This is a genomic window from Arenimonas metalli CF5-1 (genome assembly GCF_000747155.1).
In the GTDB taxonomy this organism is placed as follows: Bacteria; Pseudomonadota; Gammaproteobacteria; order Xanthomonadales; family Xanthomonadaceae; genus Arenimonas; species Arenimonas metalli.
On sequence record NZ_AVCK01000011.1, the window covers coordinates 69,547 to 95,791 of the forward strand.

The window sequence follows — 26,245 nt, forward strand, 5'->3', positions numbered from 1 at the left end:
ACTTACCGGTCGGGGCGGGAACCCCTACACATTAGCTGAAGGCGTGGGTCTCAAGCCAGATTGAGCCGGCCCGTGGGGCTGTCGTCCTGCATCAGGGTCATGCCCGGCGGCAGGATGATGCGGAAGCAGCTGCCGCCGCCCGGCACCGGCTGGTAGCTCAGGGTGCACTGGTTGGCCTCGCAAAGCTGCTTGGCGATGTACAGGCCCAGGCCCGTGCCGTGCTCGCTGGTCGTATAGAACGGGGTGAAGATCTGCTCGGCCACCGCCGAGGGGATGCCCGGGCCGCGGTCGAGCACGTTCAACTCCGGCGGTGCCCCCGGCGGCGCGCTAGGCACCGACACGGTCACCTTCGCCGGCTCGCCCGGCATGCGGCCGTAAGTCAGCGCGTTCTGCACCAGGATCGTCAGCACCTGGTGCAGGTGGCGCGGATCGGCCATGGCCAGGGTGCTTCGGTGGCTGATGGCCTGCAGGATGTCGGTCTCCAGCGGGTGGCTGGCCCGGTACTCGTCCACGAAGCGGCGGGCGAACTGGCTGATGTCCAGGGTCTCGGGCTGGGATCGCTCGCGCCGGGCCAGGCCCAGGATGTCCTGGACGATGCCGTTCATCCGCTGGCACTGGGTGTGGATGATCTCCAGCAGCCGCCGGTCCGCCTCGGGCAGCACGGCGGTTTCCTCCAGCAGCTGCACCGAATAATTGATGGCGGCCAGCGGGTTGCGGATCTCGTGGGCGATGCTGGCGGACAGCCGGCCCAGGGTGGCCAGGGTCAGCTCCTCGGCGCGGTCGGAGTAGATGCGGCTGTCGTCGAGGAAGATCAGGAACAGGTTGTCGGTCAGGCTCAGCGACACGAAGCGGGGCAGCACCTCGGGTGCGCCCTCGGCCAGGGTCATGGCCCGCGGGATGTCGCCCCGGCCCTGGCGCCAGAGCAGCAGGGCGCGGTGCAGGTCCATGGCGATGTCGGCCAGCTGCTGGCGGTCGGGCGAGGGTTTGCCGAGCAGGCCCCAGGCCGCCTCGTTGCAGACCTTGACCCGGTGCTCGCCGTCCACCACCAGGATGCCGGTGCGCATGCGCCGGATCACCAGCTCGTTGATCTCGGCCTGGTTGGCCAGCTCCTCACCGCGCTTCTCGGCCAGGGCCTGGGACTCGGACACCTGGCGGCTGAGCAGCTCGCACAGCACCGCCGTGGCCAGGTAGGTCACGCTGAACATCACCGACTCGGCCAGCGGGCGGGCGTTGAGCGGGTCGAAGGTGCGGTTGAGCAGGCTGTCGCCCAGCACCAGCAGCGCGGCCGCGGTGGCAAAGCCCAGGCCCGCGCGTTGGGGCAGGATCAGGGCGCCGGCGCCCACGTTGAACAGCATCAGCAGGGCGATGCCGCCCTGGCTGCCGCTGGTGGTGGCCAGCACGCCGCCCGCCACCAGCAGGTCCAGGCCCAGGCCGAGCGCAGCCTGCCGCCGCGGCGGAATCTGGCTCCGGAAGCTGGCGTAGACCATGCCGAGCGCCGCCGCGAGGTAAACCACTACGAGCGCCTGCAGGAGCACCGGCTGCCGGATCTCCAGCATCAGCTCGCCCAGCGGGCTGAAGGCCACCAGGGCCAGCAGCGCCGCCTCGAGCACCCGGTAGAGCGTGAAGAAATAGAGTTCGCGCCGCTGCGGCGAGGCGGCGTGGGCGGTGCGGTGGTTGGGGGGCGCCATGGCCCGATTATGCCTGCGAACCCGCCCGGTCCGGCCCGCGGGGCGCGTCCCGGGGTCCGCGGGTCGGGCCTTTTGCCTTTGCCGGAGGGGTCGGCGACAATACCGCCCCTCGCTCGCGAGCCCTCCCCAAGCACAGGTAGCCGCATGAACTTCCACGAATACCAGGCCAAGCAACTGTTCGCCGACTACGGCATCGCCGTCCCGGCCGGTCGCGTCGCCCGTACCCCTGAAGAGGCCGTGGATGCGGCCAAGGCCATTGGCGGTGACTTCTGGGTGGTCAAGGCCCAGATCCACGCCGGCGGCCGCGGCAAGGCCGGCGGCGTCAAGCTGGCCAAGACCCTGGACCAGGTCCGCGAGTACGCCAAGGGCATGCTCGGCACCAAGATGGCCACCTACCAGACCGCGGGCATCGCCCTGCCGGTCGACACGGTGCTGGTGACCCAGGCCACCGACATCGCCAAGGAGCTCTACCTCTCGGTGCTGGTCGACCGCGGCACGCGCTCGATCACCTTCATCGCTTCGGCCGAAGGCGGCATGGAGATCGAACAGGTCGCCGCCGAGAACCCGGACGCGATCAAGACCCTCAACGTCAACTTCGTGCAGGGCCTGCAGCCCTACCAGTGCCGCGAGATGGGCTTCGCCCTCGGCCTGAACGCCAAGCAGGTCAACCAGCTGAGCAAGATCATGCTGGGCCTGTACAAGCTGTTCAACGAGAAGGACCTGGCCCTGGTCGAGCTCAACCCGCTGGCCATCCTCACCAACGGCGACCTCGCCGTGCTCGACGGCAAGATCAACTCCGACGACAACGCCACCTTCCGCCACCCGGAACTGGCCGCCATGCGCGATATCCGCCAGGAAGACGAGACCGAGGTGCTGGCCAGCCAGCACGACCTCAACTACGTCACCATGGACGGCAACATCGGCTGCATGGTCAACGGCGCCGGCCTGGCCATGGCCACCATGGACGTGATCTCGCTCAACGGCGGCTCGCCGGCGAACTTCCTGGACGTCGGCGGCGGCGCCACCAAGGAGCGCGTCACCGAGGCCTTCAAGCTCATCCTGTCCTCGGACAAGGTCAAGGCCATCTTCGTCAACATCTTCGGCGGCATCGTCCGCTGCGACATGATCGCCGAGGGCATCATCGCCGCGGTGAAGGAAGTGGACGTCAAGGTGCCGGTGATCGTGCGCCTCGAGGGCACCAACGTCGAGAAGGGCAAGGAGATCCTCAAGAACTCCGGCCTGGCCATCCAGGCCGCCAACGACATCAACGACGGCGCCAAGCTCGCCGTCGCCGCTGCAGCCTGAGGACATCAATCCATGAGCGTTTTGGTCAACAAGAACACCAAGGTCATCGTCCAGGGCTTCACCGGCCAGCAGGGCACCTTCCACGCCGAGCAGATGCTCGACTACGGCACCAAGGTCGTCGGCGGCGTCACCCCGGGCAAGGGCGGCACCACCCACATCGGCCTGCCGGTGTTCAACACCGTGCGTGAAGCGGTCGAAGAGACCGGCGCCGACGCGTCCGTGATCTACGTGCCGCCGCCGTTCGCGGCCGACGCCATCCTGGAAGCGGCCGACGCCGGCATCCGGGTCATCGTCTGCATCACCGAGGGCATCCCGGTGCTGGACATGCTGCGCGTCAAGAACACCCTGATGGGCTACGACGACGTCGTGCTGATCGGCCCGAACTGCCCCGGCGTGATCACCCCGGGCGAGTGCAAGATCGGCATCATGCCGGGCCACATCCACATGCCCGGCAAGATCGGCATCGTCTCGCGCTCGGGCACGCTGACCTATGAAGCCGTGAAGCAGACCACCGACGCCGGCCTCGGCCAGTCGACCTGCATCGGCATCGGCGGCGACCCGATCAACGGCACCAACTTCATCGACGCGCTCAAGCTCTTCCAGGAAGACCCGCAGACCGAAGGCATCATCATGGTCGGCGAGATCGGCGGCAGCGCCGAAGAAGAAGCGGCCGAGTTCATCGCCGAGTACGTCACCAAGCCGGTGGTCGGCTTCATCGCCGGCGCCTCGGCCCCGGCCGGCAAGCGCATGGGCCACGCCGGTGCGATCGCCTCCGGCGGCCAGGGCACCGCGGCCGGCAAGTTCGCCGCGCTCGAGAAGGCCGGCGTCACCACCGTGAAGTCGCCCGGCGACCTGGGCAAGGCCATCGCGGCCCGCCTGAAGAAGTAAACTCGCGCCATCGACCGACCCGAAGGGCCGCCGCGTGCGGCCCTTCGTCGTTCAGGGCCACGACCGACGAAAGGCTGGATATGACCCGCAAGCTACGCATCGCGCTCGCCCAGTTCGACTTCCCCGTGGGCGCCGTGGCGTCGAACACGCAGCGGATCAAGGCGATGCTGGCGGAGGCGCGCGATGGGCATGGCGCCGACCTGGTGCTGTTCCCGGAGCTGGCGCTGTCGGGCTACCCGCCCGAGGACCTGCTGATGCGGCCGGCCTTCCTGGCCGCCTGCGAGCGCGCCATCCACGAGATCGCCGCCAGCTGCCGCGGCATCACCGCGGTGGTGGGCTGGCCGCAGGCCGCGGGTTCGGTGGTGTACAACGCCGCCAGCGTGCTGCGCGACGGCCGCATCGACCGGACCTACCGCAAGCGCGAGCTGCCCAACTACGCGGTGTTCGACGAGCGCCGCTACTTCGCGGTGGATCCGGACGGCGAGGCCTGCTGCTTCGAGCTCAAGGGCGTGAAGGTCGGGCTGGTCGTGTGCGAGGACCTGTGGTTCGCCGAACCGATGGCCGAGACCGTGGCACTGGGCGCCGAACTGGTGCTGGTGCCGAACGCCTCGCCCTTCGAGAGCGACAAGACCGCGCAGCGCGATGCGCTGCTGGCCCAGCGCGTGCAGGAATCCGGCGCCGGGCTGGCCTACCTCAACCTGGTCGGTGGCCAGGACGAGCTGGTGTTCGACGGCGCCTCGGTGCTGGCCGACGGCGACGGCGGCGTGCACCCGGCCGCGCGCGCCTTCGAGGACCACTGGCTGGTGGCCGATTTCGACGCCGACGACCGCCGCTTCACGCGCGTGCAGTGGCCCGAGGAAGACGACGAGACCCGCGAGTCGCTGGCCTATCGCGCCATCGTGCGCGGCATCCGCGACTACTGCGGCAAGAACGGCTTCGACCGCGTCTGGCTCGGGCTGTCCGGCGGCATCGACTCCGGGCTGGTGCTGGCGCTGGCGGTGGATGCGCTGGGCGCCCGCAACGTCGCCGCGGTCCGGCTGCCTTCGCGCTACACCTCGGGCCTGAGCAACGACCTGGCCGAAGAGCAGGCGCGCCTGCTGGGCGTGCGGCTGGAGACCGTCGCGATCGAGGCGCCGTTCACCGGCTTCCTCGAGGCGCTGTCGCCGCTGTTCAACGGGCTCGAGCCCGGCATCGCCGAGGAAAACCTGCAGTCGCGCTGCCGCGGCGCGCTGATGATGGCGCTGTCGAACAAGTTCGGCGGGCTGCTGCTCACCACCGGCAACAAGAGCGAATACGCGGTCGGCTACGCCACGATCTACGGCGACATGTGCGGCGGCTTCGGCCCGATCAAGGACCTGTACAAGACCGAGGTGCAGGCGTTGTGCCGCTGGCGCAACGCGCGTTCGCCGGCCATCCCGGAGGAAGTGATCACGCGGCCGCCCTCGGCCGAGCTGCGCGAGAACCAGACCGACCAGGACTCCCTGCCGCCCTACGAAATGCTCGACGCCATCCTGTTCCGCCACGTCGACCAGGAAATGTCGCTGGGCGAGATCGTCGGCGAGGGCTTCGACCGCGACACGGTCGAGCGGGTGCTGCGGCTCGTGCGCATCAGCGAGTGGAAGCGGCGCCAGTCCGCGCCGGGCCCGAAGCTGTCCAAGCGCGCCTTCGGCCGCGAGCGCCGCTACCCCATCACCTCGGGCTGGCGCGACTGAAACGAAAACGCCGCCCGGTGGGCGGCGTTGCGTCGACCCGGCAGGCGTGGCCCGTCAGTCGAAGGGGTTGATGCGGCTGATGATGCCGGTGCCGCTCGGCCAGCGCTCGCCCTGCGACAGGTAGGCGTGGTCGGGGTGGTTGGCTTCCAGCACCTTGCGGGCGTCGGCGGCCAGGTCGTCCTGGCCGAGCGCGGCGTAGGACGCGGCCATCAGGGCCAGGGCATCGCCGTCGTGCTCGCTCTGCGGGTAGGTCTGCAGCAGGTACTTGCCGCGGTTGGCGGCGGCCACGTAGGCGCCGCGGCGCAGGTAGTACTGGCCGACGCCCGCTTCGTGGCGGGCCAGCAGGTTGCGCAGGTACACCATGCGCTGGCGCGCGTCCGGGGCGTAGCGGCTGTTCGGATAGCGGCGCACCACGTCGGCGAAGTCGTTCAGGCTCTGGGTCGGCGCGCCGAGGTCGCGGGTGGCCAGGTCCTGGCGGGTCAGGCGCAGCAGCGCGCTCGAGCTGCGGTCGAAGTTGATCAGCGCCTTGAGGTAATAGGCGTAGTCGATGTGCGGGTGGGTCGGGTAGGTGCGGATGAAGCGGTTGATCGTGGAGGTGGCCTCCTCGGTCATCGCCAGCTTGTACTGCACGTAGGCCAGCTCCAGCTGGGCCTGCTCGCTGTACTCGCCGAACGGGAAGCGCGCGACCAGGCGCTGGTAGTAGCGGCCGGCGCGGGCGAAGTTGCGGTTCTCCAGCGCCATCTTGCCGGTGGCGTACATCTCTTCGACCGGCAGGGTCTCGGTTTCGTCGCGCTTGTCGCCGAACCAGCCGCCGATGGTCGAGCACCCCGCCAGGCCGGTGGCCAGCATCAGGATCATGAGGAAACGCGTCATTCCGTGCAGTCGGGTCATCAGGTTCGGCAGGTCAGGGCGCTGGAGGCAGCGAGTTCAGGGATAATACCGGAAAGCCCGCTGTCGCCTCCATGAATGCGGCCCCGGGCCCGCCCCGGCCCCACGAGACCCCCATGTCCCAGCCCAATCCGCCAGAAAACGACGACAACGAGCGCGAACTGCTCGAGTCCAGCATCCCCCTGGCCTCGGCGGGACGGCGCTTCGACCAGGTCCTGGCCGAGCTGTTCCCCGACTTCTCCCGCTCCCGCCTCACCGAGTGGATCAAGGCCGGCGACGCCCTGCTCGATGGCCGCCTGGTCAAGCCCAAAGAGGCCGTGCGCGGCGGCGAGCCGGTCACGCTGTCGGTCCGGATCGAGGTCGAGACCGGCGAGGCCCTGCCCGAGGACATCCCGCTCGAGATCCTGTTCCAGGACGAGGACGTGCTGGTGGTCAACAAGCCGGCCGGCCTGGTCGTGCACCCCGGCGCCGGCAACCCGCGCGGCACCCTGGTCAACGCGCTGCTGCATTTCGACCCGCGCCTGGCCGGCCTGCCGCGCGCCGGCATCGTCCACCGCCTCGACAAGGACACCTCCGGCCTGATGGTGGTCGCCCGCAACCTGCGCGCGCACACCTCCCTGGTCGAACAGCTCTCCGGCCGCGAGGCCCACCGCCAGTACCTGGCCGTGGTGCAGGGCACGATGGTCGCCGGCACCACCATCAACGCGCCCATCGGCCGCCATCCCACCGACCGGGTGCGCATGGCCGTGGCCAAGGAGGGCGCGCCCGGCCGCGACGCCATCACCCACTACCGGGTGCGCGAGAAGTTCCGCGCCCACACCCTGGTGGAATGCCGCCTCGAGACCGGCCGCACGCACCAGATCCGCGTGCACATGGCCTACGTCCGCCACCCGATCGTGGGCGACCCGCTGTACGGCGGTTCGTTCCGGCTGCCCAAGGCCGCCACCGAGGACCTGGTTGCCCGCCTGCAGGGCTTCAAGCGCCAGGCGCTGCACGCGGAGAAACTCAGCTTCAAGCATCCCGCCACCGGCGAGATGGTGACGGTGGAGTCGCCGATGCCCGAGGACATGCAGGGCCTCGTGCTCGACCTGCGCAACGACACCGCGGCCGCCAAGAAGGCGGGATGAGCGCCGCCGGCGCCTGGACCGAAGCCGGCTGGCCGGCGCCGCCCGGCATCCGCGGCGGCACCAGCCTGCGCGGGGGCGACGGCCTGTCGCCGCCTCCCTTCGATCGCCTGAACCTCGGGCTGCGCTGCGGCGACGACCCCGCGCACGCCCGCGCCAACCGGGAGCGTCTGGCCGGCTGGCTCGGCCTGCCGTCCACCCCGCATTGGCTGGACCAGGTGCACGGCACCGCCGTGGTCCGCGTCGACGCGCCGCCCGCGGGCGGGCCCGAGCCGGTGGCCGATGCCGCCGTCACCTCCGCGCCCGGCGTGGTGCTCGCCATCCTGACCGCGGATTGCCTGCCGGTGCTGTTCGCCGCCCGCGACGGCGGCGAGATCGGCGCCGCCCACGCCGGCTGGCGCGGCCTGGCCGCCGGCGTGCTCGAGGCCACCGTGCAGGCGATGCACACGCCGGCGGGTGAGGTGATCGCGTGGCTGGGGCCGGCGGCCGGGCCCCGGGCCTACGAGATCGGCGCGGAGGTGCGCGAAGCGTTCCTGGCCCACGATCCGGCGGCGGCCGACGCGTTCACCGCCACCCGGCCGGGCCACTGGCGCGCGGACCTGTATGCGCTGGCGCGCCAGCGGCTGGCGGCGGTCGGCGTGCGCGAGGTGCACGGCGGCGGCGAGTGCACCCTCAGCGATGCCGGGCGCTATTTCTCGCACCGCCGCGATGGCCGCAGCGGGCGGCTCGCGACCCTGGCCTGGCGCGAAGGCTGAACCGGAGGCGATTTCCTGCCTTCTGGCAGGCTGACGCCGCGCGGCGCCCGTGTCATGTTCGCGCCTCCCCGGCCCGAGACCTCCGCATGCGCGCACCGATCCTCGCCCTGACCCTGCTGCTGCTGTCGCTGCCCTTCGCGGCCGCGGCCGCCACCGTTGCCGAAGCCACGGCCTGGCTGGTAGCCAAGGATGCGCGCGCCGCGCCCGCCATCACCGCCCTGCTCAAGGCCCAGCCGCGCAGCGCCGACGTGCACGTGCTGCACGCGCGCCTGCTGCTGCAGCAGCGCGAGCCGGAGGATGCGATCGAGGCGGCCGAGCGCGCGGTGGGCCTCGCGCCGACCGACGCGCAGGCGCACTACTGGCTGGGCAACGCGCTGGGCCAGCGCATCGGCCAGGTGAACATGCTGCGCCAGGCGTCGATGGCGCCGAAGCTGCGCGAGGCCTTCGAGCGCGCACTCGAGCTCGACCCGGCGATCCACGAGGCGCGCCTGAACCTGATCGAGTTCTACCTGCAGGCGCCGTCCATCGCCGGCGGCAGCGTCGACAAGGCGCGGGCCCACGCCGCCGAGCTGGTGCGCCGGGATCCGCCGCGCGGCCACTTCGCGACGGGCCGGCTGGCCCAGCACGCCGAGGACCTGCCCGCGGCCGCCAAGGCCTACGGCGCCGCCTACCGCGCACGCCCGGACAGCACCAACTTCCGCATGGCCGCCGGCACCGCCTGGCAGGCCACGAAGCAGTGGGACGAGGCCTTCGCGCTCTACCAGGCCTGGACGAAGGAGGACCCGACGGCGGCCGGCGCCCAGTACCAGCTGGGCCGCACCGCCGCGCTGTCCGGCCGGTTCCTGGCCGAGGGCGAGGCCGCGCTTCGCCGCTACCTCGCCCTGCCGCTGGTGCCCGGCCAGCCGCCGCTCCACCACGCCTGGTACCGGCTGGGGCAGGTGCAGGCCCACGCCGGCAAGAAGGACGCCGCGCGCGTGTCCTTCCAGAACGCGCTGAAGGGGGAGCCCGGCAACGACGACTTCCAGGCCGCGCTGTCCGCGCTCTGAACCGCCGGGCCGGCCTTCGCTTGAAAGGCCCGCGCCGGGGCGCCATTTGCTTGGCATACGGGCGGCACCCCGCCGCCCCGGATTCCCAAGGGGCTCCCCGATGCGCATGGACAAACTCACCTCGCGTTTCCAGCAGGCGCTGAGCGACGCGCAGTCGCTGGCCGTGGGCCGCGACCACAACCTGATCGAACCGCTGCACCTGATGGTGGCCCTGCTCGACCAGCAGGGCGGCAGCACGCGCCCGATGCTGGCCCAGGCCGGCGTCAACGCCGCCGCGCTGCGGCAGCGGCTGGGCGAAGCGCTCGACAAGCTGCCCAAGGTCAGCGGCCAGGCCGGCGACGTGTCGCTGGGCAACGACCTGGCGCGGCTGCTGAACGTCTGCGACAAGCTGGCGCAGCAGCGCGGCGACGGCTTCATCGCCAGCGAACTGTTCGTGCTGGCGGCGCTGGAGGACAAGGGCGCGCTGGGCCAGGCGCTCAAGGCCAGCGGCGCGCAGAAGGCGGCGCTGGAGCAGGCCATCGAGGCCCTGCGCGGCGGCGAGAAGGTGCAGGACGCCAACGCCGAGGAGAATCGCCAGGCGCTGGAGAAGTACTGCATCGACCTCACCGCCCGCGCCGAGGCCGGCAAGCTCGACCCGGTGATCGGCCGCGACGAGGAAATCCGCCGCACCATCCAGGTGCTGCAGCGGCGCACCAAGAACAACCCGGTGCTGATCGGCGAGCCCGGCGTCGGCAAGACCGCGATCGTCGAGGGCCTGGCCCAGCGCATCATCCACGGCGAGGTGCCCGAGGGCCTGCGCAACCGCCGCGTGCTGTCGCTGGACATGGGCGCGCTGATCGCCGGCGCCAAGTTCCGCGGCGAGTTCGAAGAGCGGCTCAAGGGCGTGCTCAGCGACCTGTCCAAGCAGGAAGGCCAGGTGATCCTGTTCATCGACGAGCTGCACACGATGGTCGGCGCGGGCAAGGCCGAGGGCTCGATGGACGCCGGCAACATGCTCAAGCCGGCGCTGGCCCGCGGCGAGCTGCACTGCATCGGCGCCACCACGCTGGACGAGTACCGCAAGTACGTCGAGAAGGACGCGGCGCTCGAGCGCCGCTTCCAGAAGGTGTTCGTGGGCGAGCCCTCGGTCGAGGACACCATCGCCATCCTGCGCGGCCTGAAGGAACGCTACGCCGTGCACCACGGCGTCGAGATCACCGACCCGGCGATCGTCGCCGCGGCCACGCTGTCGCATCGCTACATCGCCGACCGCCAGCTGCCGGACAAGGCCATCGACCTGATGGACGAGGCGGCCTCGCGTATCCGGATGGAGATCGACTCGAAGCCGGAGGAGATGGACCGCAAGGAGCGCCGCCTGATCCAGCTCAAGATCCAGCGCGAGGCGCTGAAGAAGGAGAAAGACAAGGAATCGCAGCAGCGCCTGGCGGATCTCGAGACCGAGATCGCGACGCTGGAGCGCGAGTTCAACGACCTGGAGGAAATCTGGAAGGCCGAGAAGGCCACGCTCACCGGCGCCACCAGGGTCAAGGAGCAGCTGGAGCAGGCGCGCCTGGCGCTGGACGCCGCGCACCGCCAGCAGGATTTCGCCAAGGCCAGCGAGCTGCAGTACGGCCGCATCCCCGAGCTCGAGAAGCAGCTCGAGTCGGCCCAGGCCGTCGAGACCAAGGGCTTCCAGCTGCTGCAGGACAAGGTGACCGCGGAGGAGATCGCCGAGGTGGTGTCGCGCTGGACCGGCATCCCGGTCAGCAAGATGCTCGAGGGCGAGCGCGAGAAGCTGCTGAAGATGGAAGACGCGCTGCACCACCGCGTGGTCGGCCAGCACGAGGCGGTGAAGGCGGTGTCCGACGCGATCCGTCGTTCGCGCGCCGGGCTGTCCGATCCGAACCGGCCCAACGGCTCCTTCCTGTTCCTCGGCCCGACGGGCGTGGGCAAGACCGAGCTGTGCAAGGCGCTGGCCGGCTTCCTGTTCGACACCGAGGACGCGATGGTGCGCATCGACATGAGCGAGTTCATGGAGAAGCACTCCGTGGCCCGCCTGATCGGCGCGCCCCCGGGCTACGTGGGCTATGAAGAGGGCGGCTACCTCACCGAGGCCGTGCGGCGCCGGCCCTACAGCGTGCTGCTGCTCGACGAGGTCGAGAAGGCGCATCCGGACGTGTTCAACATCCTGCTGCAGGTGCTCGACGACGGCCGCCTCACCGATGGCCAGGGCCGCACGGTGGACTTCCGCAATACCGTGATCGTGATGACCTCCAACCTCGGCAGCCAGCACATCCAGGAGCTGAGCGGCGAGGGCGACGCGGCCTACATCCAGATGAAGGCGGCGGTGATGGGCGTGGTGCAGTCGCACTTCCGCCCGGAATTCATCAACCGGCTCGACGAGATCGTGGTCTTCCACCCGCTGGGCCGCGAGCAGATCCAGTCCATCGCCCGCATCCAGACGGCGTACCTGTCCAGGCGCCTGGCCGAGCGGCAGATCAGGCTCGAGATCGACGACGCGGCGCTGGCCCTGCTGGGCAACGTCGGCTTCGATCCGGTCTACGGTGCCCGGCCGCTCAAGCGCGCCATCCAGCAGCAGCTGGAAAACCCGCTGGCCCAGAAGATCCTGGCCGGCGAGTTCGGCCAGGGCGACACCGTGAAGGTCACCGCGGAAGGCGGGACCCTGGCCTTCCTCCGCGCCTGAGAGAAAAAGGGGTCAGAGTGATTATTTGCTTCAGGCAAATAATCACTCTGACCCCTTTTTCGCGCTACGGGCTTACCAGGTGTAGCTGGCGTTGGCGTACAGGTAGGCGCCGTTGAAGCCGAACGGCGAGCTGCCGCTGTAGGGCAGCTGCCCCGAGGTGGAGTTGGCGAACAGCACTTCGTCGGGATAGCTGTCGAGCACGTTGTCCGCGCCCAGCGTGAAGCGCCAGCGCTCGTGCGTGTAGCTGGCCGACAGGTCCAGCGTCCACTCCGCGCCATAGGTCTGGTCGCGCGAGGTATCCGCCGGGTTGTTGCCGAACAGCACGGTGAACTCGCCGTATCGGGTCGCGGTGGCTGCGAACTCGAACGCCCCCGCCTTCCACACGCCGCCGGCCATCAGCTTGTCGCGCGGGGCGCCCACTTCGAAGCGGGCCAGCTCGACGCGGCCGAAGCGCAGCGCGGTCGGGTCGATCGCGGTGAGCGTGGCCGGGTTGGCGGCGACGCGGTCGATGTCGGTCTTGTTGTAGTTGTAGCCCAGCGTCAGGTCGAGCGTGCTGTCCTGCAGCTGCCAGGCATAGGTGCCGACGATGTCGACGCCGCGCGTGGTGGTGTCGATGGCATTGGTGAAGTAGCGGCCACCGCCCAGGCCCGGGAAGCCGTTGGCGTTGAGGTAGTTGCGCACCGCGGTGCTGGTGAGGTTCTCCGACAGCGTGATGCGGTCGTCGACCTCGATCTGGTAGGCGTCGATGGTCACGTAAAGGCCTTCCGCCGGCTGCAGCACCAGGCCGATGCTGGCGTTGGTGGATTCCTCGGCGCGCAGCGGCTCGGCGCCCAGCGCGATCGCCGCCGGGTTGTTGACCCGCAGCGTGGCGATGTCGAACGGCACGCCGCCGATGAAGTTGGTGGCCGTGGACTGGAAGTACTGCTGCTGCAGCGACGGTGCCCGGAAGCCGGTGGACACCGTGGCCCGCACCGCGACCGCGCGGTTGAACTCGTAGCGCGAGGACAGCTTCCAGTTCGAGGTGGTGCCGAAGTCGGAATAGTCCTCGTAGCGCGCGGCCAGTCCGAGGGACAGGCGCTCGGTCACCTCGCCCTCGAGGCCGGCGTAGACCGAGACGTTGTCGCGGTCGAAGCTGCCGCCGTCGCTGGGCCGGAAGCCGGGGAAGACCTGCGCGCCCGGGATGTTCGCGAACGTGCCCAACGCGTAGGACAGCGGCTCGCCCGGGCTCTGCGTGAAGCTGTCCTGGCGCCACTCGGCGCCGTAGGACAGCGTCACCGGATAGGCCAGGCCCCAGTCGAGCTGGTTGCTGAAGTCGAGGTTGAACACATCCTGCTCGACCTCCAGCGCGCCGGCGTAGAACTCGGTGGGCGAGGTCGGGCCGAGGCTGCGGTTGAGCGTGTTGAGGATGTCGAAGGTCAGCTCGTTGGTGCCGTAGGTGTAGCTCACGTCCACCGAGGTGCCGTTGGCCAGCGTGCCGCGCACGCCGAAGCCCAGGTGCGCGTCGGTGGAGACGTTGTTGATCTGCGGCAGGAAGCCGTCGGGGTAGATGGCCGGGATGTTGCGGGCGTCGCCGGCCGGGCGGAAGAACCCGTTCGAAAGGGCATCGCGCTTGGTGTAGATGCCGGTGCCGTAGAACGCGAAGGTTTCGCCGAGCGCGAGCTCGCCGTTGAAGGTGAGCGAGCCGTAGTCGACCGCCGGGTCGCCCTGGCGCTGCACCACCACGCCCAGCGGCGGCGTGGTCGGGCCGGGCGTGCCAATGAAGGGGCGGGCGCGGTCGGTCTGGTTCTGCTGGCCGGCCTGGGCCGAGAGATGCAGGAAGCCGTCGGCACCGAGTGCGAAGCCGGCATCGGCGCCGACCTGGGCGATCTCGCCGTCGCCGGCGCTGTACTGGCCGTAGCGCGCGTTGACGCTGCCGCCCGAATCGCTGCCCTTGAGCACGATGTTGATCACGCCGGCGATCGCGTCCGAACCGTACTGCGCCGAGGCGCCGTCGCGCAGCACTTCCACCCGCGAGATGGCGGAGATCGGGATGGTGTTGAGGTCCACCGGCGACGAGCTGCGGCCCTGCGAGCCGTTGACGTTCACCAGCGAGCCGGGGTGGTAGCGCTTGCCGTTCACCAGCACCAGCACGTGGTCGGGCGACAGGCCGCGCAGCTGGGCCGGGCGCACGGTGTCGGTGCCGTCGTTGATGGCCGGGCGCGGGAAATTCAGCGAGGGCAGGGCGCGCGACAGCGCGGTCGCCAGTTCGGGCGTGCCGGTGGCGGTCAGCGCTTCCGGGGTGAGGATGTCGATCGGGGCCGTGGATTCGGCCACGGTGCGGTCGGCGACGCGGGTGCCGGTGACGATGACCGCGTCGAGCAGGGCGGTGTCGTCGGGGGTTTCCTCCGGCGCGGTCTGGGCGAACACGGGGCTGGCGGCGAGGGCCGCCAGCAGCGCGAGGGTGAGCGGGTTGCGGCGCATCGGGTCTCTCCTGCAGGGCTGGGGACGGCCTTTGATACCACGACAGCCGGCGGCCGGCACCCAAGCTTCCGGCATGTCCTCATGCCGTCCCTGCCACAAGGGATTCACGTCCCCCCGGGCAGGCTCTCGGAGATGCCCGTCCAACTCGTCTGGTTCAAGCGCGACCTGCGCACGCATGACCATGCCCCGCTGTGCGCGGCGGCGGCGCGCGGGCCGGTGCTGCCGCTCTACGTGGCGGAGCCGGGCTACTGGGCGCTGCCCGACGCTAGCGGCCGGCAGTGGGCGGCCACCGCCGAGGCCCTGCAGGAATTGCGCGACGACCTGGCGCGGCTGGGCCAGCCGCTGGTGGTCCGCAGCGGCGATGTCGTTCACGTGCTCGACCAGCTGCATCGCGAGCACGGCCTCGCCGGTCTCTGGTCGCACGAGGAAACCGGCAACGACTGGACCTTCGCCCGCGACCGCCGCGTTGCCGCCTGGGCACGCGCGAACGGCATCCCGTGGCAGGAGTCGCCGAACGGCGGCGTCCAGCGCCGGCTCCGCAGCCGCAACGGCTGGGCGGCGGAATGGGAGCGCCGGATGGCGCCGTCGCCCTTGCCCGAGCCCGAGATCGCCCCGGTGCCAGGCGTCGCGCCGGGCGACATTCCCGCGGCGGACGCGCTGGGCATCGCGCCCGATCCTTGTCCCGGCCGCCAGCGCGGCGGCCGCCGGCGCGGCGAGCGCGCCCTGCACACCTTCCTCGCCGGCCGCGGCGCGGGCTACATGCGCGGCATGAGCAGCCCGCTCTCCGCCGAAACCCGCTGCTCCCGCTTCTCGCTGGCGCTGGCCACCGGCGCGCTGTCGCTGCGTGAAGTCGTGCACGCCGTTCGCGGCGCCAGGGCCGAAGGCAGCCCGGTGCCGGCGCGCGACCTCGCCTCGCTCGAGAAGCGCCTGCACTGGCACTGCCACTTCATCCAGAAGCTCGAGAGCGAGCCTGGCATCGAGTTCCGCAACGTCCACCGCGGTTTCGACGGCCTGCGCGAAGACGACTTCAACCGCGAATGGTTCGGGGCCTGGCAGCGCGCGGAAACCGGCTGGCCATTCGTCGACGCCTGCCTGCGTTCGCTGCAGCAGACCGGCTGGATCAACTTCCGGGCGCGGGCGATGCTGGTCTCGATCAGCAGCTACCACCTCTGGCTGCACTGGCCGGAGCCGGCGCGCCAGCTCGCGCGCTGGTTCACCGACTACGAGCCCGGCATCCACTACCCGCAGGTGCAGATGCAGGCCGGCGTCACCGGCATCAACATCCCGCGCATGTACAACCCGGTGAAGCAGTCGCAGGACCAGGACCCGGACGGCGCCTTCATCCGCCGCTGGCTGCCCGAACTCGAGGCGGTGCCGGACGCCTGGATCCACACGCCGTGGCAGATGGGCGCGGCGCAGCAGCGCGCCGCCGGCCTGCGCCTCGGTGAAACCTATCCGCTGCCGGTGCGCGACCACGAACAGGCCGCCCGCGAGGCGCGCGCGAAGCTCACCGCCTGGAAGCGCGCCTACGTCGCCCGCGAGGAAAGCCAGCGCGTCTTCGAGAAACACGGCAGCCGCAAGCGCCAGCCTTCGCGCGGCCGCACGAAGGCCACGCCGTCGAAGGCGCCGCTACCGGCGGAGCAGGGCGACCTGTTCTAGCCGTCGCCCTTGTGGGAGGGACTTCAGTCCCGAAGCCTTTCGCCGGAAAGCTTCGGGACTGAAGTCCCTCCTACAAGGAGGCATCAGGCGCGCTGGTGGCGGAAGGGCGGGGCGGAGAGGGCCATCTCGGCCATGCTGTGGGCGAGTTCCTTCTCGGCCAGCACCGCGCCGTCGGCGCCGTGCCTGATCAGGTGCTTCACTTCGGCATCGCTGTGCGCGCGCGCCAGGATGGTCAGGCCCGGGTTGAGCGCGCGCAGCCGGGCCACGACTTCGCCGGCCTCCAGCGCCTGCGGGATCGCCAGCACCACCAGCTGCGCGCCGGCCGGCGAGGCTTCGTCCAGCACGCGCGGCGTGGCGGCGTTGCCGCGGATCGCGGGGAAGCCGGCGCCGCGGGCGCGCTCGACCAGGTCGGCGTCGTCGTCGATCACGACCAGCGGCACCTCGCGCTCGCGCAGCAATTTCGCGATCTCGCCGCCCACGCGGCCGTAGCCGATCAGGATGGCGTGGCCTTGCGCAGGCAGCGCCGGGCCCGCGTTCCGGACCGGGGCCGGCCCCGGCGACACGCCGGCCTCGGCGTCCGCGGCGGCGCGACGCGCCTCCAGCTTGTCCAGCGCCGCGAAGATCAGCGGGTTGGCGATGATCGACAGCAGCGCGCCGGCCAGCACCAGGTCGCGCCCCATCTCCGGCAGGATCGCCAGCGACACGCCCAGTCCGGCGAGGATGAAGGAGAACTCGCCGATCTGGGCCAGGCTGGCCGAGATCGTCAGCGCGGTGCCGTTGGGATGCCCGAACGCGCGCACGATCAGGTAGGCCGCCAGCGACTTGCCGACGGTGATGATCAGGAAGGTGGCCAGCACCGGCAGCGGCTGCGTCACCAGGATCATCGGGTCGAACAGCATGCCCACCGACACGAAGAACAGCACCGCGAATGCATCGCGCAGCGGCAGCGAATCCGAGGCCGCCTTGTGGCTCAGGTCGCCGTTGAGCAGCATGCCGGCGAAGAAGGCGCCCAGCGCGAACGACACGCCGAACAGCTTGGCCGAGCCGAAGGCCACGCCCAGCGCGATCGCCAGCACGCTCAGCGTGAACAGCTCGCGCGAACCGAAGCCCGCCACCCGCTCGAGCAGCCACGGGATCGCGCGCTTGCCCACCAGCAGCATCAGCGCCACGAAGGCGCCGACCTTGAGCAGCGTCCAGCCCAGCGAGGCCATCACCGGTCCCAGCGCCAGGGTGCCGTCCTTCGCGTTCTCGCCCATGGATCCGGCCAGCGCCGGCAGCAGCACCAGGGCCACCACCATCACCAGGTCCTCGACGATCAGCCAGCCCACCGCGATCCGGCCGCGCCGGGTTTCCAGCAGGCGCCGGTCTTCCATCGCGCGCAGCAGCACCACGGTGCTGGCCACCGACAGCGCCAGGCCGAACACGATGCCCTGCAGCGTCGGCCAGCCCAGGAACCAGGCCAGGCCCCAGCCCAGCACCGTGGCCACGGTGATCTGGACCATGGCGCCGGGGATGGCAATGGCCTTCACTTCCATCAGGTCCTCGACCGAGAAGTGCAGGCCGACGCCGAACATCAGCAGGATCACGCCGATTTCCGACAGCTCCATCGCCAGGTCGGGATCGGCCACGAACCCGGGCGTGAACGGCCCCACCAGGATGCCCGCCACCAGGTAACCCACGATCGGCGACAGGCGCAGCCGGTGCGCCAGGCTTCCCAGCACGAAGGCCAGCACCAGGCCGACGGCGAGCAGGGCGATCAGCGGGGTGTCATGGGGCATCGGCAGTCCTCGGGCGAATGGCGTCCGGGGCAGGGGGCCGCCGGACCGCCTGATAGACTACCCGACCCTTGCTTCAGCCCACGTCATGATCGCCTTCCGCAATTTCGCCCTCCGCCGGGGCGAACGCCTCCTGCTCTCCCAAGTGGACCTCAGCCTGCACGCCGGCTGGCGCATCGGCGTCATCGGCCGCAACGGCTGCGGCAAGTCCAGTCTGTTCGCGGCGATCATGGGCGAGGTCGAGGCCGACCAGGGCGACATCGACCTGCCCGGCAAGGTGCGCATCGCCAGCGTGGCGCAGGAAACGCCGTCGCTGCCCGACGCCGCCATCGACTTCGTGCTTTCGGGCGACACCGAAGTGCACGCCATCCTGCAGGCCGAGGCCGCCGCGATGGCCGCCGAGGACTGGGACGCCGTGGCCAACGCGCACCAGCGCCTGGCCGAGATCAACGGCTACGACGCCACCGCCCGCGCCGGCAAGCTGCTGCACGGCCTGGGCTTCCCGGCCGATACCCATTCGCGCGCGGTGTCCTCGTTCTCCGGCGGCTGGCGCGTGCGCCTGAACCTGGCGCGGGCGCTGATGATGCCCTCCGACCTGCTGCTGCTCGACGAGCCCACCAACCACCTCGACCTCGACGCGGTGCTGTGGCTCGAGGCCTGGCTGCTCAAGTACCCGGGCACCCTGCTGATGATCTCGCACGACCGCGAGTTCCTCGATGGCGTCAGCACCCATACCCTGCACCTGCACGAAGGCCGCGCCAAACTCTACGCCGGCGACTACACCAGCTTCGAGCGCCAGCGCGCCGAGCACCTGCGCCAGCAGCAGATCGCGCACGACAAGGAGCAGGCCGAGCGCGCCCACCTGCAGAGCTTCATCGACCGCTTCAAGGCCAAGGCCAGCAAGGCCCGCCAGGCCCAGAGCCGCATGAAGCGCCTGGCCAAGCTGGCCGGCACCGAGGCGGTGCGCGCCGAGCGCTCGTTCCGCATCGTCTTCGCCGAGCCGGCGCGCCTGCCGCATTCGCTGATCCGCCTCAACCACGTCGATGCCGGCTACGCCCCTGTAGGAGGGACTTCAGTCCCGAAGCTTTCGGCGAACAGCTTCGGGACTGAAGTCCCTCCTACCGGGAGCGTGCGGATCCTGGCGGACGTGGGCTTCGGGCTGGAGGCGGGCGACCGCGTCGGCCTGCTGGGCCCGAACGGCGCCGGCAAATCCACGCTTGTGAAGACCCTGGTCGGCGAGCTGCGCCCGCTGGCCGGCGAGCGCGTCGCGCATCCCGACCTGCGCATCGGCTACTTCGCCCAGCACACGGTCGAGAGCCTGCACGAGGGCCAGAGCCCGCTGTGGCACCTCAAGGAGCTGGCGCCCAACGCCGGCGAGCAGGTGCTGCGCAATTACCTGGGCCGCTGGAACTTCGTCGGCGACCGCGCCTTCGAGAACATCGACGGCTTCTCCGGCGGCGAGCGCGCGCGCCTGGCGCTGGCCCTGATCGCCTACCTCGAGCCGAACGTGCTGCTGCTCGACGAGCCCACCAACCACCTCGACCTCGACATGCGCGAGGCCCTGGCCGAGGCGCTGAGTGATTTCCCCGGCGCGATCGTGCTGGTCTCGCACGACCGCCACCTGATCGGCCTGGTCTGCGAAAGCTTCTGGCGCGTGGCCGACGGCAAGGTCGAGGAGTTCAACGGCGACCTGGACGAGTACGCCGCCTGGCTGCGCAGCCGCAACAACGAGCCGCGCGCCGCCAAGCCCTCGTCCTCGCCGGTGGCCAAACCCGCGCCCAAGCCCGTGCGCAGCAAGCACGAGGTCGAGGTCGCCGGCCGCCGGCTGCGCCAGGTCGAGGCCCGGGTCGCCGAACTCGAAGCCGCGCTGGCGGAGGTCGAGGGCCAGCTGGCCGATCCGGCCATCTACGGCAACGACGGCGGCATCGAGGTCGCGCAGCTGGCCCAGCGCCAGGAAAAGCTGGCGCGTGAAAAGGAAGCCCTCGAAGCCGAGTGGCTCCAGCTCCTCGAAACCACCGACCCCTGACGCCCGCCGCCCCTCGTGGGAGGGACTTCAGTCCCGATGCCTCTCGCCGAAATGCATCGGGGTTGAAGTCCCTCCCACAGGGACGGGGCTTGAATGGCCGGGGCAAACCCCCACTAATCCACCCACCCACCCACCCACCCACCCGGCCACCGGCCGCACGAGCTCCCGCGACCATGCCCATCTATGCCTTCGAGTGCGCCCACTGCGGCCACGCCTTCGACCGCCTCCAGAAGCTGTCCGACCCGGACCCGACCGACTGCCCCGAGTGCGGCCAGGCCCAGGTCCGGCGCCAGCTGACCGCGCCCAGCTTCCGCCTGGCCGGCTCCGGCTGGTACGAGACCGACTTCAAGAAGGACGGCGACAAGAAGCGCAACCTCGCCGAGGGCGGCGCCAAGGCCGAGCCGGCGGCCAAGTCCGAGCCCGCCGCCAAGCCGGCCGAATCCAAGCCGTCCCCCGCCGCCGACTGATTGCTGCGCGCGCCCGCGGCGGGGTAGGGTCGTCGGCATGAAGACCCCGATCTACGCCGCGAGCCTGCTCGCCACCGCCGTCCTGCTGGCCGCCTGCGCCGGCGCCGATGCCACCCGTCCCGATGCCGGGGCGCAGTTCGGCCTGCCCGAGCCGCTGCCGCCGCCCGGGATGGGCGATCCGGCGGTGCAGGTGGCGCCCGTGGATGCCTTCCTCGCCCGCCTCGCCACCCACTGCGGCCAGGCCTTCGAGGGCAGGGTGCGGGTGGATACCCCGGCCCAGCCCGACAACGCCTTTGCGGGCAAGAAACTGGTGATGCACGTGCGCAGTTGCGGCGCCGATGAGCTGCGCATCCCCTTCCACGTCGGCGAGGACCGCTCGCGCACCTGGGTGCTGACCCGCACCGCCACCGGCCTGCGCCTCAAGCACGACCACCGCCACGAAGACGGCAGTTCGGACGCCGTGACGATGTACGGCGGCGACACCGCCAGCCCCGGCAGCGCACGCCGCCAGGCCTTCCCGGTCGATGCCGAATCGATCGCCACCTTCCGCCGCGAGGGGCTGATGGCCTCGCTGGAAAACACCTGGGCGATGGAGATCGAGCCCGGCCAGGTCTTCGTCTACGAACTCTCGCGCCCGAACGGCCGCCTGTTCCAGGTCGAGTTCGACCTCAGCCGCCCGGTGCCGGCGCCGCCGGCGCCCTGGGGCAGCGAGCTGGCGCCGGAGTAAGCCACCGCCTTCGAAAGCCCCGGCGTTTGCCGGGGCAGGCCCGCCGGGCCTAAAATCCCGGGTCTTCCGCCGCCCGTCCGGGTCCGGCGAATTCCCTTCGGAGCAAGCATGCGCAGCCATTTCTGCGGCCTCGTGGACGAGTCCATGATCGGCCAGACCGTCACCCTCTGCGGCTGGGCCGACGTCGCCCGTGACATGGGCGGGCTGTGCTTCATCGACCTGCGCGACCACGAGGGCATCGTCCAGATCGTGGCCGAGCCGTCCGCCGACGCCGGCAACGCCGCCGTGGTCGCGGCCGCCGCCAAGGTGGGCTACGAGGACTGCCTGCGCATCACCGGCGTCGTGCGCGCCCGTCATTCGGTGAACGAGAAGATCCGCACCGGCAAGGTGGAAGTGCTGGCGACGCAGATCGAGCTGCTCAACAAGGCCGAGCCGCTGCCCTTCCACGCCCACGAGAACGCGGGCGAGGACGTGCGCCTGAAGTACCGCTACCTCGACCTGCGCCGTCCCGAGATGCAGAAGATGATGCGCACCCGCATCCGCCTGGTGCAGGCGCTGCGTCGCTGGCTCGACGCGCGCGGCTTCCAGGACATCGAGACGCCGATCCTCACCAAGGCCACGCCCGAGGGCGCGCGCGACTTCCTGGTGCCGGCGCGCATGCATCCGGGCGAGTTCTACGCGCTGCCGCAGTCGCCGCAGCTGTTCAAGCAGATCCTGATGGTGGCCGGCTTCGACCGCTACTACCAGATCGCCCGCTGCTTCCGCGACGAAGCGCTGCGCGCCGACCGCCAGCTCGAGTTCACCCAGCTCGACCTGGAGTTCGCCTGGGTGCGCGAGCAGGACGTGCAGGACGCGGTCGAGGGCATGATCCGCGAGGTGTTCAAGGAAGTGATCGGCGTCGAGCTCGATGCGAGCTTCCCGCGCATGACCTGGGCCGAGGCGATGCGTCGCTACGGCTCCGACAAGCCGGACCTGCGCAACCCGCTGGAGCTGGTGGACGTGGCCGAGCTGGTCAAGGTTTGCGAGTTCAAGGCCTTCACCGATGCCGCCAACGATCCGGATGGCCGCGTCGCCGCGCTGCGCATCCCGGGCGGCGCCGCGCTGAGCCGCAAGCAGATCGACGAATACGCCGCGCACGCCGCCAAGTACGGCGCCAAGGGCCTGGCCTACGCCAAGGTCGACGAGGCGGGCGCGGTGAATTCGCCCATCGCCAAGTTCTTCGCCGAGGACGCTTTCGCGGCGCTGCTCGCCGCCACCGGCGCACAGAAGGGCGACATCGTCTTCTTCGGCGCCGGCGCCTACAACAAGGCCAGCGACTTCATGGGCGCCGTGCGCCTGAAGGCCGGCAAGGACTTCAACCTCGTCTCCAGCGACTGGAAGCCGCTGTGGGTCACCGACTTCCCGATGTTCGAATGGGATCCGGACGAGGAGCGCTATGTCGCGCTGCACCACCCGTTCACCGCCCCGGCCGTGGACGACATCGCCGAGCTCAAGGCGAACGCGAAGATCGCGGTGTCGCGCGGCTACGACATGGTGCTCAACGGCAACGAGATCGGTGGTGGCTCCATCCGCATCCATCGCCCTGACATGCAGAGCGCGGTGTTCGACCTGCTGGGCATCGGTGCGGAAGAGGCCGAGGCCAAGTTCGGCTTCCTGCTCGACGCGCTGCGGTTCGGCGCGCCGCCGCACGGCGGCATCGCCTTCGGCATCGACCGCATCGCGGCGCTGATGGCCGGCACCGAGTCGATCCGCGACGTGATCGCCTTCCCGAAGACGACCACCGCGCAGTGCCTGATGACCGGCGCGCCGTCGCCGGTGCCGGACGTGCAGCTGGCCGAGGTGCACGTCGCCGTCCGCCCCAGGCCCGACAAGGCCTGAGTCGTGGCGCTGGCGATCCGTCGCGCCACGCCGGCGGACGCCGCCACGCTGTCTGCGCTGGCCGAACGCACTTTCGTCGAGGCCTTCGGGCATCTGTACCCGCCGGAGGACCTCGACACGTTCCTGCGCGAGTCCTACGCCGTGGATCGCCAGCGCGTGATTCTGGAGACGCCGGGCTACGCCGTCTGGCTGCTCGAGGACGACGGCGTCGCGGTGGGCCACGCGGCCGCCGGTCCCTGCGGCCTGCCCAACCCCGCGGTCGAGCCCGGCGACGGCGAGCTCAAGCGCCTTTACGTGCTGGCCGCCTACCAGTCCGGCGGCTGGGGCGGGCGGCTGTTCGACGCGGCGATGGACTGGCTGCAGGCCGAGGGCCCGCGCACGGTCTGGATCGGCGTGTGGTCGGAGAACCCCGGGGCACAGCGCTTCTACGCCCGGCGCGGCTTCTCGAAGGTCGGCGAACACACCTTCCCGGTGGGCCGCGTGGTGGACCTTGAGTTCACCCTGCGCCGCGAAAAGACCGCCGCGCCGGCATAGACTGCCGGCTTCCCGCCGCACGAGCGACGCCCTTGCGCCCAGCCTCCGGTCCCCGCGTGATCCTGCTGCACGGCGTCTGGATGCGCGGCTTCACGCTGTGGCCGCTGGCGCGGCGCCTGCGCGCGCACGGCTTCCGCGCCGACGTCTTCGACTACGCCAGCCTGTTCCGCGGGCCGGCCCCGTCGGTGGACAAGCTCGCCACGACCCTGCTGGCTTCGGGCGGCGAGCCGGTGCATCTGGTGGGCCACAGCCTCGGCGGCCTGGTCGCGCTGGAAACCGCCGCCAGCTACGCCGGCCTGCCGCCCGGCCGCATCGTCTGCCTGGGCTCGCCGCTCGCCGGCAGCGGTGCCGCCCGCGGCATGGCCCACAGCCATCTGGGCGGGTTGCTGGGCCGCAGCGCCCGGCTGCTCAAGAGCGGCCTGTACGAACTGCCGCGTGGCCGCGAGGTCGGTGTCGTCGCCGGCTGCAAGGCCGCGGGGCTGGGCAAGGTGTTCGGGCGCTTCGACGGTCCCAACGACGGCACCGTCGCAGTGTGGGAAACCCGGCTGCCGGGCCTGGCCGACCATCGCGTCCTGCCCGCCAGCCACACCGGCATGATCTTCTCCGCCGAGGTCGCGGCGCTGGCCGCCGGCTTCCTCCGGGACGGCCGGTTCCCCGCCTGAGCGCATGGCGTCGGCCCTATAATCACCGCATCGCAAATCACCGTTAAGCGGGCAGGGGTCGGGTTCCATGGGCAGATTGATGGCCATCGAAGGGCGCAAGAACGCCCAGGACGCCAAGCGCGGCAAGGTCTTCACCAAGATCATCCGCGAGATTTCCACCGCCGCGCGCCTCGGCGGCGGCGACCCGAAGGGCAATCCGCGCCTGCGCGTGGCGGTCGACAAGGGCCTGGGCGTGAACATGTCGCGCGACGTCATCGAGCGCGCCATCAAGAAGGCCACCGGCGAACTCGAGGGCGTGAGCTACGAGGAAATCCGCTACGAGGGCTACGCCCCCGGCGGCGTCGCCGTGATCGTCGACTGCCTCACCGATAACAAGGTGCGCACCGTCGCCGACGTGCGGCACGCGTTCAACAAGTGCGGCGGCAACCTTGGCACCGATGGCTCGGTCGCCTTCATGTTCAAGAAGCTGGGCGTGCTCAGCTTCGGCCCGGGCAGCAGCGAGGACGCGCTGACCGAGGCCGCGATCGAGGCCGGCGCCGACGACGTGCAGGCCTTCCCCGAGGACGGCCTGGTCGAGGTGCTGTGCGCGCCGGAGTCGTTCGAGGCGGTGAAGTCGGCGATGGCCGCGGCCGGCTTCACGCCGCTCGAGGCCGAGGTGACGATGCGCGCCGACAACGACATCGCGGTCACCGGCGACACCGCGCTGCAGGTCAAGAAGATGCTCGACATGCTCGAGGACCTCGACGACGTGCAGAACGTGTATTCCAACGCCGACCTGGGCGACGTCGCCTACACGTGACCCGCATCCTCGGCATCGACCCGGGTTCGCAGCGCACCGGCGTCGGCATCATCGACGTCGACGCCACGGGCAAGTGCGCCTACGTGCACTGCCAGGCCCTGAACCTGCTGGTGGACACCGAGGATTTCCCGGCGCGGCTGGGCAAGCTGGTGTTCGACCTCGAGGAAGTACTGGAGACCTGGCGGCCCACGGTCGTCGCGATCGAATCGGTGTTCATGGACAAGTCGGCCACCTCGGCGCTGAAGCTGGGCCACGCCCGCGGCGCCGCCATCGCCACCGTGGTGCGCCGCGGCCTGTCGGTGAGCGAGTACGCGCCGCGCCTGATCAAGCAGTCGCTGGTCGGCAGCGGTGCCGCCGACAAGACCCAGGTGCAGCACATGGTGCGCCTGCTGCTGAACCTGGGCGAGAAGAAGCTGCAGGCCGACGCCGCCGATGCGCTCGCGGTCGCGCTCACCCACGCCCACACCAGCGCCACCGCCGGCCGCACCGGCCTGGCCAGTGCCTTGCTCCGGAGACGCAGATGATCGGCCGCCTGAAGGGTTTGCTCGTGTACAAGGCGCCGCCGGCGCTGATGGTGGACGTGGGCGGCGTGGGCTACGAGCTCTCGGCGCCGATGAGCACCTTCTACGACCTGCCCGACGTGGGTCGCGAGGTCACGCTGTTCACCCACTACGCGGTGAAGGAGGACGGCGTGGCGCTGTTCGGCTTCCTCACCGAGGCCGAGCGCCGGCTGTTCCGCGAAGTGCAGAAGGTGACGGGCGTGGGCGCCAAGATCGCGCTGGCGGTGCTCTCGGGTGCCAGCGTGGACGACTTTGCGCGGCTGGTGCAGGCCGGCGACATCACCGCGCTGTGCCGCATCCCGGGCATTGGCAAGAAGACCGCCGAGCGCATGGTGGTCGAGCTGCGCGACCGCGCCGCGGACTTCGCCGGCGGCGGCGTCGCCGTGCTCACCGGCAAGGGCGGCGCGGTGCCGGCCGACCCGGTCACCGAAGCCTCGGTGGCCCTGACCCAGCTCGGCTACAAGCCGGCCGAGGTGCAGCGCATGCTCAAGCAGGCCGAACCCGGCGACAGCGCCGAGGACATCATCCGGAAAGCCCTCCGCAGCATGCTGAAGGGCTAGCCCATCAAAAAAGGGGTCAGAGTGAATATCTGTTTCAAACAGATATTCA

General features: G+C 70.6%; 20 protein-coding genes and 2 pseudogenes. 18 read left to right on the forward strand and 4 right to left on the reverse strand.

Annotated features, from left to right (window positions below; translation table 11 throughout):
• Positions 1 to 50: 50 nt before the first annotated feature.
• Positions 51 to 1,688, reverse strand: coding sequence for a sensor histidine kinase (locus tag N787_RS03485; protein ID WP_052575092.1), 1,638 nt, complete (start codon positions 1,686 to 1,688; stop codon positions 51 to 53).
• A 144-nt stretch (positions 1,689 to 1,832) separates the two neighbouring features.
• Here N787_RS03485 and sucC point away from each other — a divergent pair, with 144 nt between their 5' ends.
• The 3 genes from sucC (at position 1,833) to N787_RS03500 (ending at position 5,593) form a co-directional block, all read left to right on the forward strand.
• The gene (gene sucC, locus N787_RS03490; RefSeq protein WP_034210838.1) at positions 1,833 to 2,993 is read left to right on the forward strand and encodes an ADP-forming succinate--CoA ligase subunit beta; all 1,161 of its coding nucleotides are present in this window, start codon (positions 1,833 to 1,835) and stop codon (positions 2,991 to 2,993) included.
• Between the two features lie 12 nt (positions 2,994 to 3,005).
• Positions 3,006 to 3,881 (forward strand): succinate--CoA ligase subunit alpha, encoded by an 876-nt coding sequence (sucD, locus tag N787_RS03495; protein ID WP_034210840.1) that lies wholly within the window; start codon positions 3,006 to 3,008, stop codon positions 3,879 to 3,881.
• Between the two features lie 80 nt (positions 3,882 to 3,961).
• Entirely contained in the window at positions 3,962 to 5,593 is a 1,632-nt protein-coding gene (locus N787_RS03500; protein ID WP_034210842.1) for an NAD+ synthase, read from the forward strand.
• A gap of 54 nt (positions 5,594 to 5,647) precedes the next feature.
• Here N787_RS03500 and N787_RS03505 read toward each other — a convergent pair whose 3' ends face one another.
• Positions 5,648 to 6,466 carry an outer membrane protein assembly factor BamD gene (locus N787_RS03505; protein WP_245593952.1) on the reverse strand — a complete coding sequence of 273 codons (819 nt, stop codon included), beginning with the start codon at positions 6,464 to 6,466 and terminating at the stop codon, positions 5,648 to 5,650.
• A gap of 131 nt (positions 6,467 to 6,597) precedes the next feature.
• Between N787_RS03505 and rluD the strand changes: the two genes are divergently transcribed.
• The 4 genes from rluD (at position 6,598) to clpB (ending at position 12,089) form a co-directional block, all read left to right on the forward strand.
• The gene (gene rluD, locus N787_RS03510) at positions 6,598 to 7,608 is read left to right on the forward strand and encodes a 23S rRNA pseudouridine(1911/1915/1917) synthase RluD (RefSeq protein ID WP_034210903.1); all 1,011 of its coding nucleotides are present in this window, start codon (positions 6,598 to 6,600) and stop codon (positions 7,606 to 7,608) included.
• Positions 7,605 to 8,360: a peptidoglycan editing factor PgeF gene (gene pgeF, locus N787_RS03515; RefSeq protein ID WP_034210846.1), complete on the forward strand. Its 756-nt coding sequence runs from the start codon at positions 7,605 to 7,607 to the stop codon at positions 8,358 to 8,360. Before rluD ends, pgeF begins: the two co-directional genes overlap by 4 nt.
• A gap of 86 nt (positions 8,361 to 8,446) precedes the next feature.
• Positions 8,447 to 9,406 carry a tetratricopeptide repeat protein gene (locus N787_RS14215; RefSeq protein WP_052575093.1) on the forward strand — a complete coding sequence of 320 codons (960 nt, stop codon included), beginning with the start codon at positions 8,447 to 8,449 and terminating at the stop codon, positions 9,404 to 9,406.
• Between the two features lie 100 nt (positions 9,407 to 9,506).
• The gene (gene clpB, locus N787_RS03525) at positions 9,507 to 12,089 is read left to right on the forward strand and encodes an ATP-dependent chaperone ClpB (protein ID WP_034210848.1); all 2,583 of its coding nucleotides are present in this window, start codon (positions 9,507 to 9,509) and stop codon (positions 12,087 to 12,089) included.
• Positions 12,090 to 12,161: 72 nt separating this feature from the next.
• Here clpB and N787_RS03530 read toward each other — a convergent pair whose 3' ends face one another.
• On the reverse strand, positions 12,162 to 14,549 hold the full coding sequence (locus tag N787_RS03530; protein WP_034210850.1) for a TonB-dependent receptor plug domain-containing protein: 2,388 nt from the start codon (positions 14,547 to 14,549) through the stop codon (positions 12,162 to 12,164).
• Between the two features lie 132 nt (positions 14,550 to 14,681).
• Here N787_RS03530 and N787_RS03535 point away from each other — a divergent pair, with 132 nt between their 5' ends.
• Positions 14,682 to 16,208 carry an FAD-binding domain-containing protein gene (locus N787_RS03535; RefSeq protein ID WP_034210851.1) on the forward strand — a complete coding sequence of 509 codons (1,527 nt, stop codon included), beginning with the start codon at positions 14,682 to 14,684 and terminating at the stop codon, positions 16,206 to 16,208.
• A gap of 83 nt (positions 16,209 to 16,291) precedes the next feature.
• Here N787_RS03535 and ybaL read toward each other — a convergent pair whose 3' ends face one another.
• Complete coding sequence (ybaL, locus tag N787_RS03540) at positions 16,292 to 17,986, reverse strand: YbaL family putative K(+) efflux transporter (RefSeq protein WP_034210853.1); 1,695 nt, start codon at positions 17,984 to 17,986, stop codon at positions 16,292 to 16,294.
• Positions 17,987 to 18,071: 85 nt separating this feature from the next.
• On the opposite strand from ybaL, the pseudogene N787_RS15495 reads away from it, so the two are divergent.
• The 10 genes and pseudogenes from N787_RS15495 to ruvA form a co-directional block, all read left to right on the forward strand.
• Positions 18,072 to 18,545 (forward strand): annotated as a pseudogene (locus N787_RS15495) (ATP-binding cassette domain-containing protein); the annotation flags it as partial.
• Between the two features lie 150 nt (positions 18,546 to 18,695).
• Positions 18,696 to 20,009, forward strand: a pseudogene (locus N787_RS03545) (ABC-F family ATP-binding cassette domain-containing protein); the annotation flags it as partial.
• A gap of 173 nt (positions 20,010 to 20,182) precedes the next feature.
• Entirely contained in the window at positions 20,183 to 20,476 is a 294-nt protein-coding gene (locus N787_RS03550; protein WP_034210855.1) for an FmdB family zinc ribbon protein, read from the forward strand.
• 169 nt (positions 20,477 to 20,645) lie between these two features.
• Complete coding sequence (locus N787_RS03555) at positions 20,646 to 21,203, forward strand: hypothetical protein (protein WP_052575103.1); 558 nt, start codon at positions 20,646 to 20,648, stop codon at positions 21,201 to 21,203.
• Between the two features lie 108 nt (positions 21,204 to 21,311).
• A complete protein-coding gene (gene aspS, locus N787_RS03560; RefSeq protein WP_034210856.1) occupies positions 21,312 to 23,081 on the forward strand; it encodes an aspartate--tRNA ligase in 1,770 nt (589 codons plus the stop codon).
• Between the two features lie 3 nt (positions 23,082 to 23,084).
• Positions 23,085 to 23,615: a GNAT family N-acetyltransferase gene (locus tag N787_RS03565; RefSeq protein ID WP_034210857.1), complete on the forward strand. Its 531-nt coding sequence runs from the start codon at positions 23,085 to 23,087 to the stop codon at positions 23,613 to 23,615.
• 56 nt (positions 23,616 to 23,671) lie between these two features.
• Positions 23,672 to 24,277 (forward strand): esterase/lipase family protein, encoded by a 606-nt coding sequence (locus tag N787_RS03570; protein WP_084590605.1) that lies wholly within the window; start codon positions 23,672 to 23,674, stop codon positions 24,275 to 24,277.
• A gap of 67 nt (positions 24,278 to 24,344) precedes the next feature.
• Positions 24,345 to 25,076 carry a YebC/PmpR family DNA-binding transcriptional regulator gene (locus tag N787_RS03575; RefSeq protein WP_034210860.1) on the forward strand — a complete coding sequence of 244 codons (732 nt, stop codon included), beginning with the start codon at positions 24,345 to 24,347 and terminating at the stop codon, positions 25,074 to 25,076.
• Entirely contained in the window at positions 25,073 to 25,600 is a 528-nt protein-coding gene (gene ruvC, locus N787_RS03580; RefSeq protein WP_034210861.1) for a crossover junction endodeoxyribonuclease RuvC, read from the forward strand. Before N787_RS03575 ends, ruvC begins: the two co-directional genes overlap by 4 nt.
• The gene (gene ruvA, locus N787_RS03585) at positions 25,597 to 26,196 is read left to right on the forward strand and encodes a Holliday junction branch migration protein RuvA (RefSeq protein WP_034210862.1); all 600 of its coding nucleotides are present in this window, start codon (positions 25,597 to 25,599) and stop codon (positions 26,194 to 26,196) included. Before ruvC ends, ruvA begins: the two co-directional genes overlap by 4 nt.
• The last annotated feature ends 49 nt before the right edge of the window (positions 26,197 to 26,245 follow it).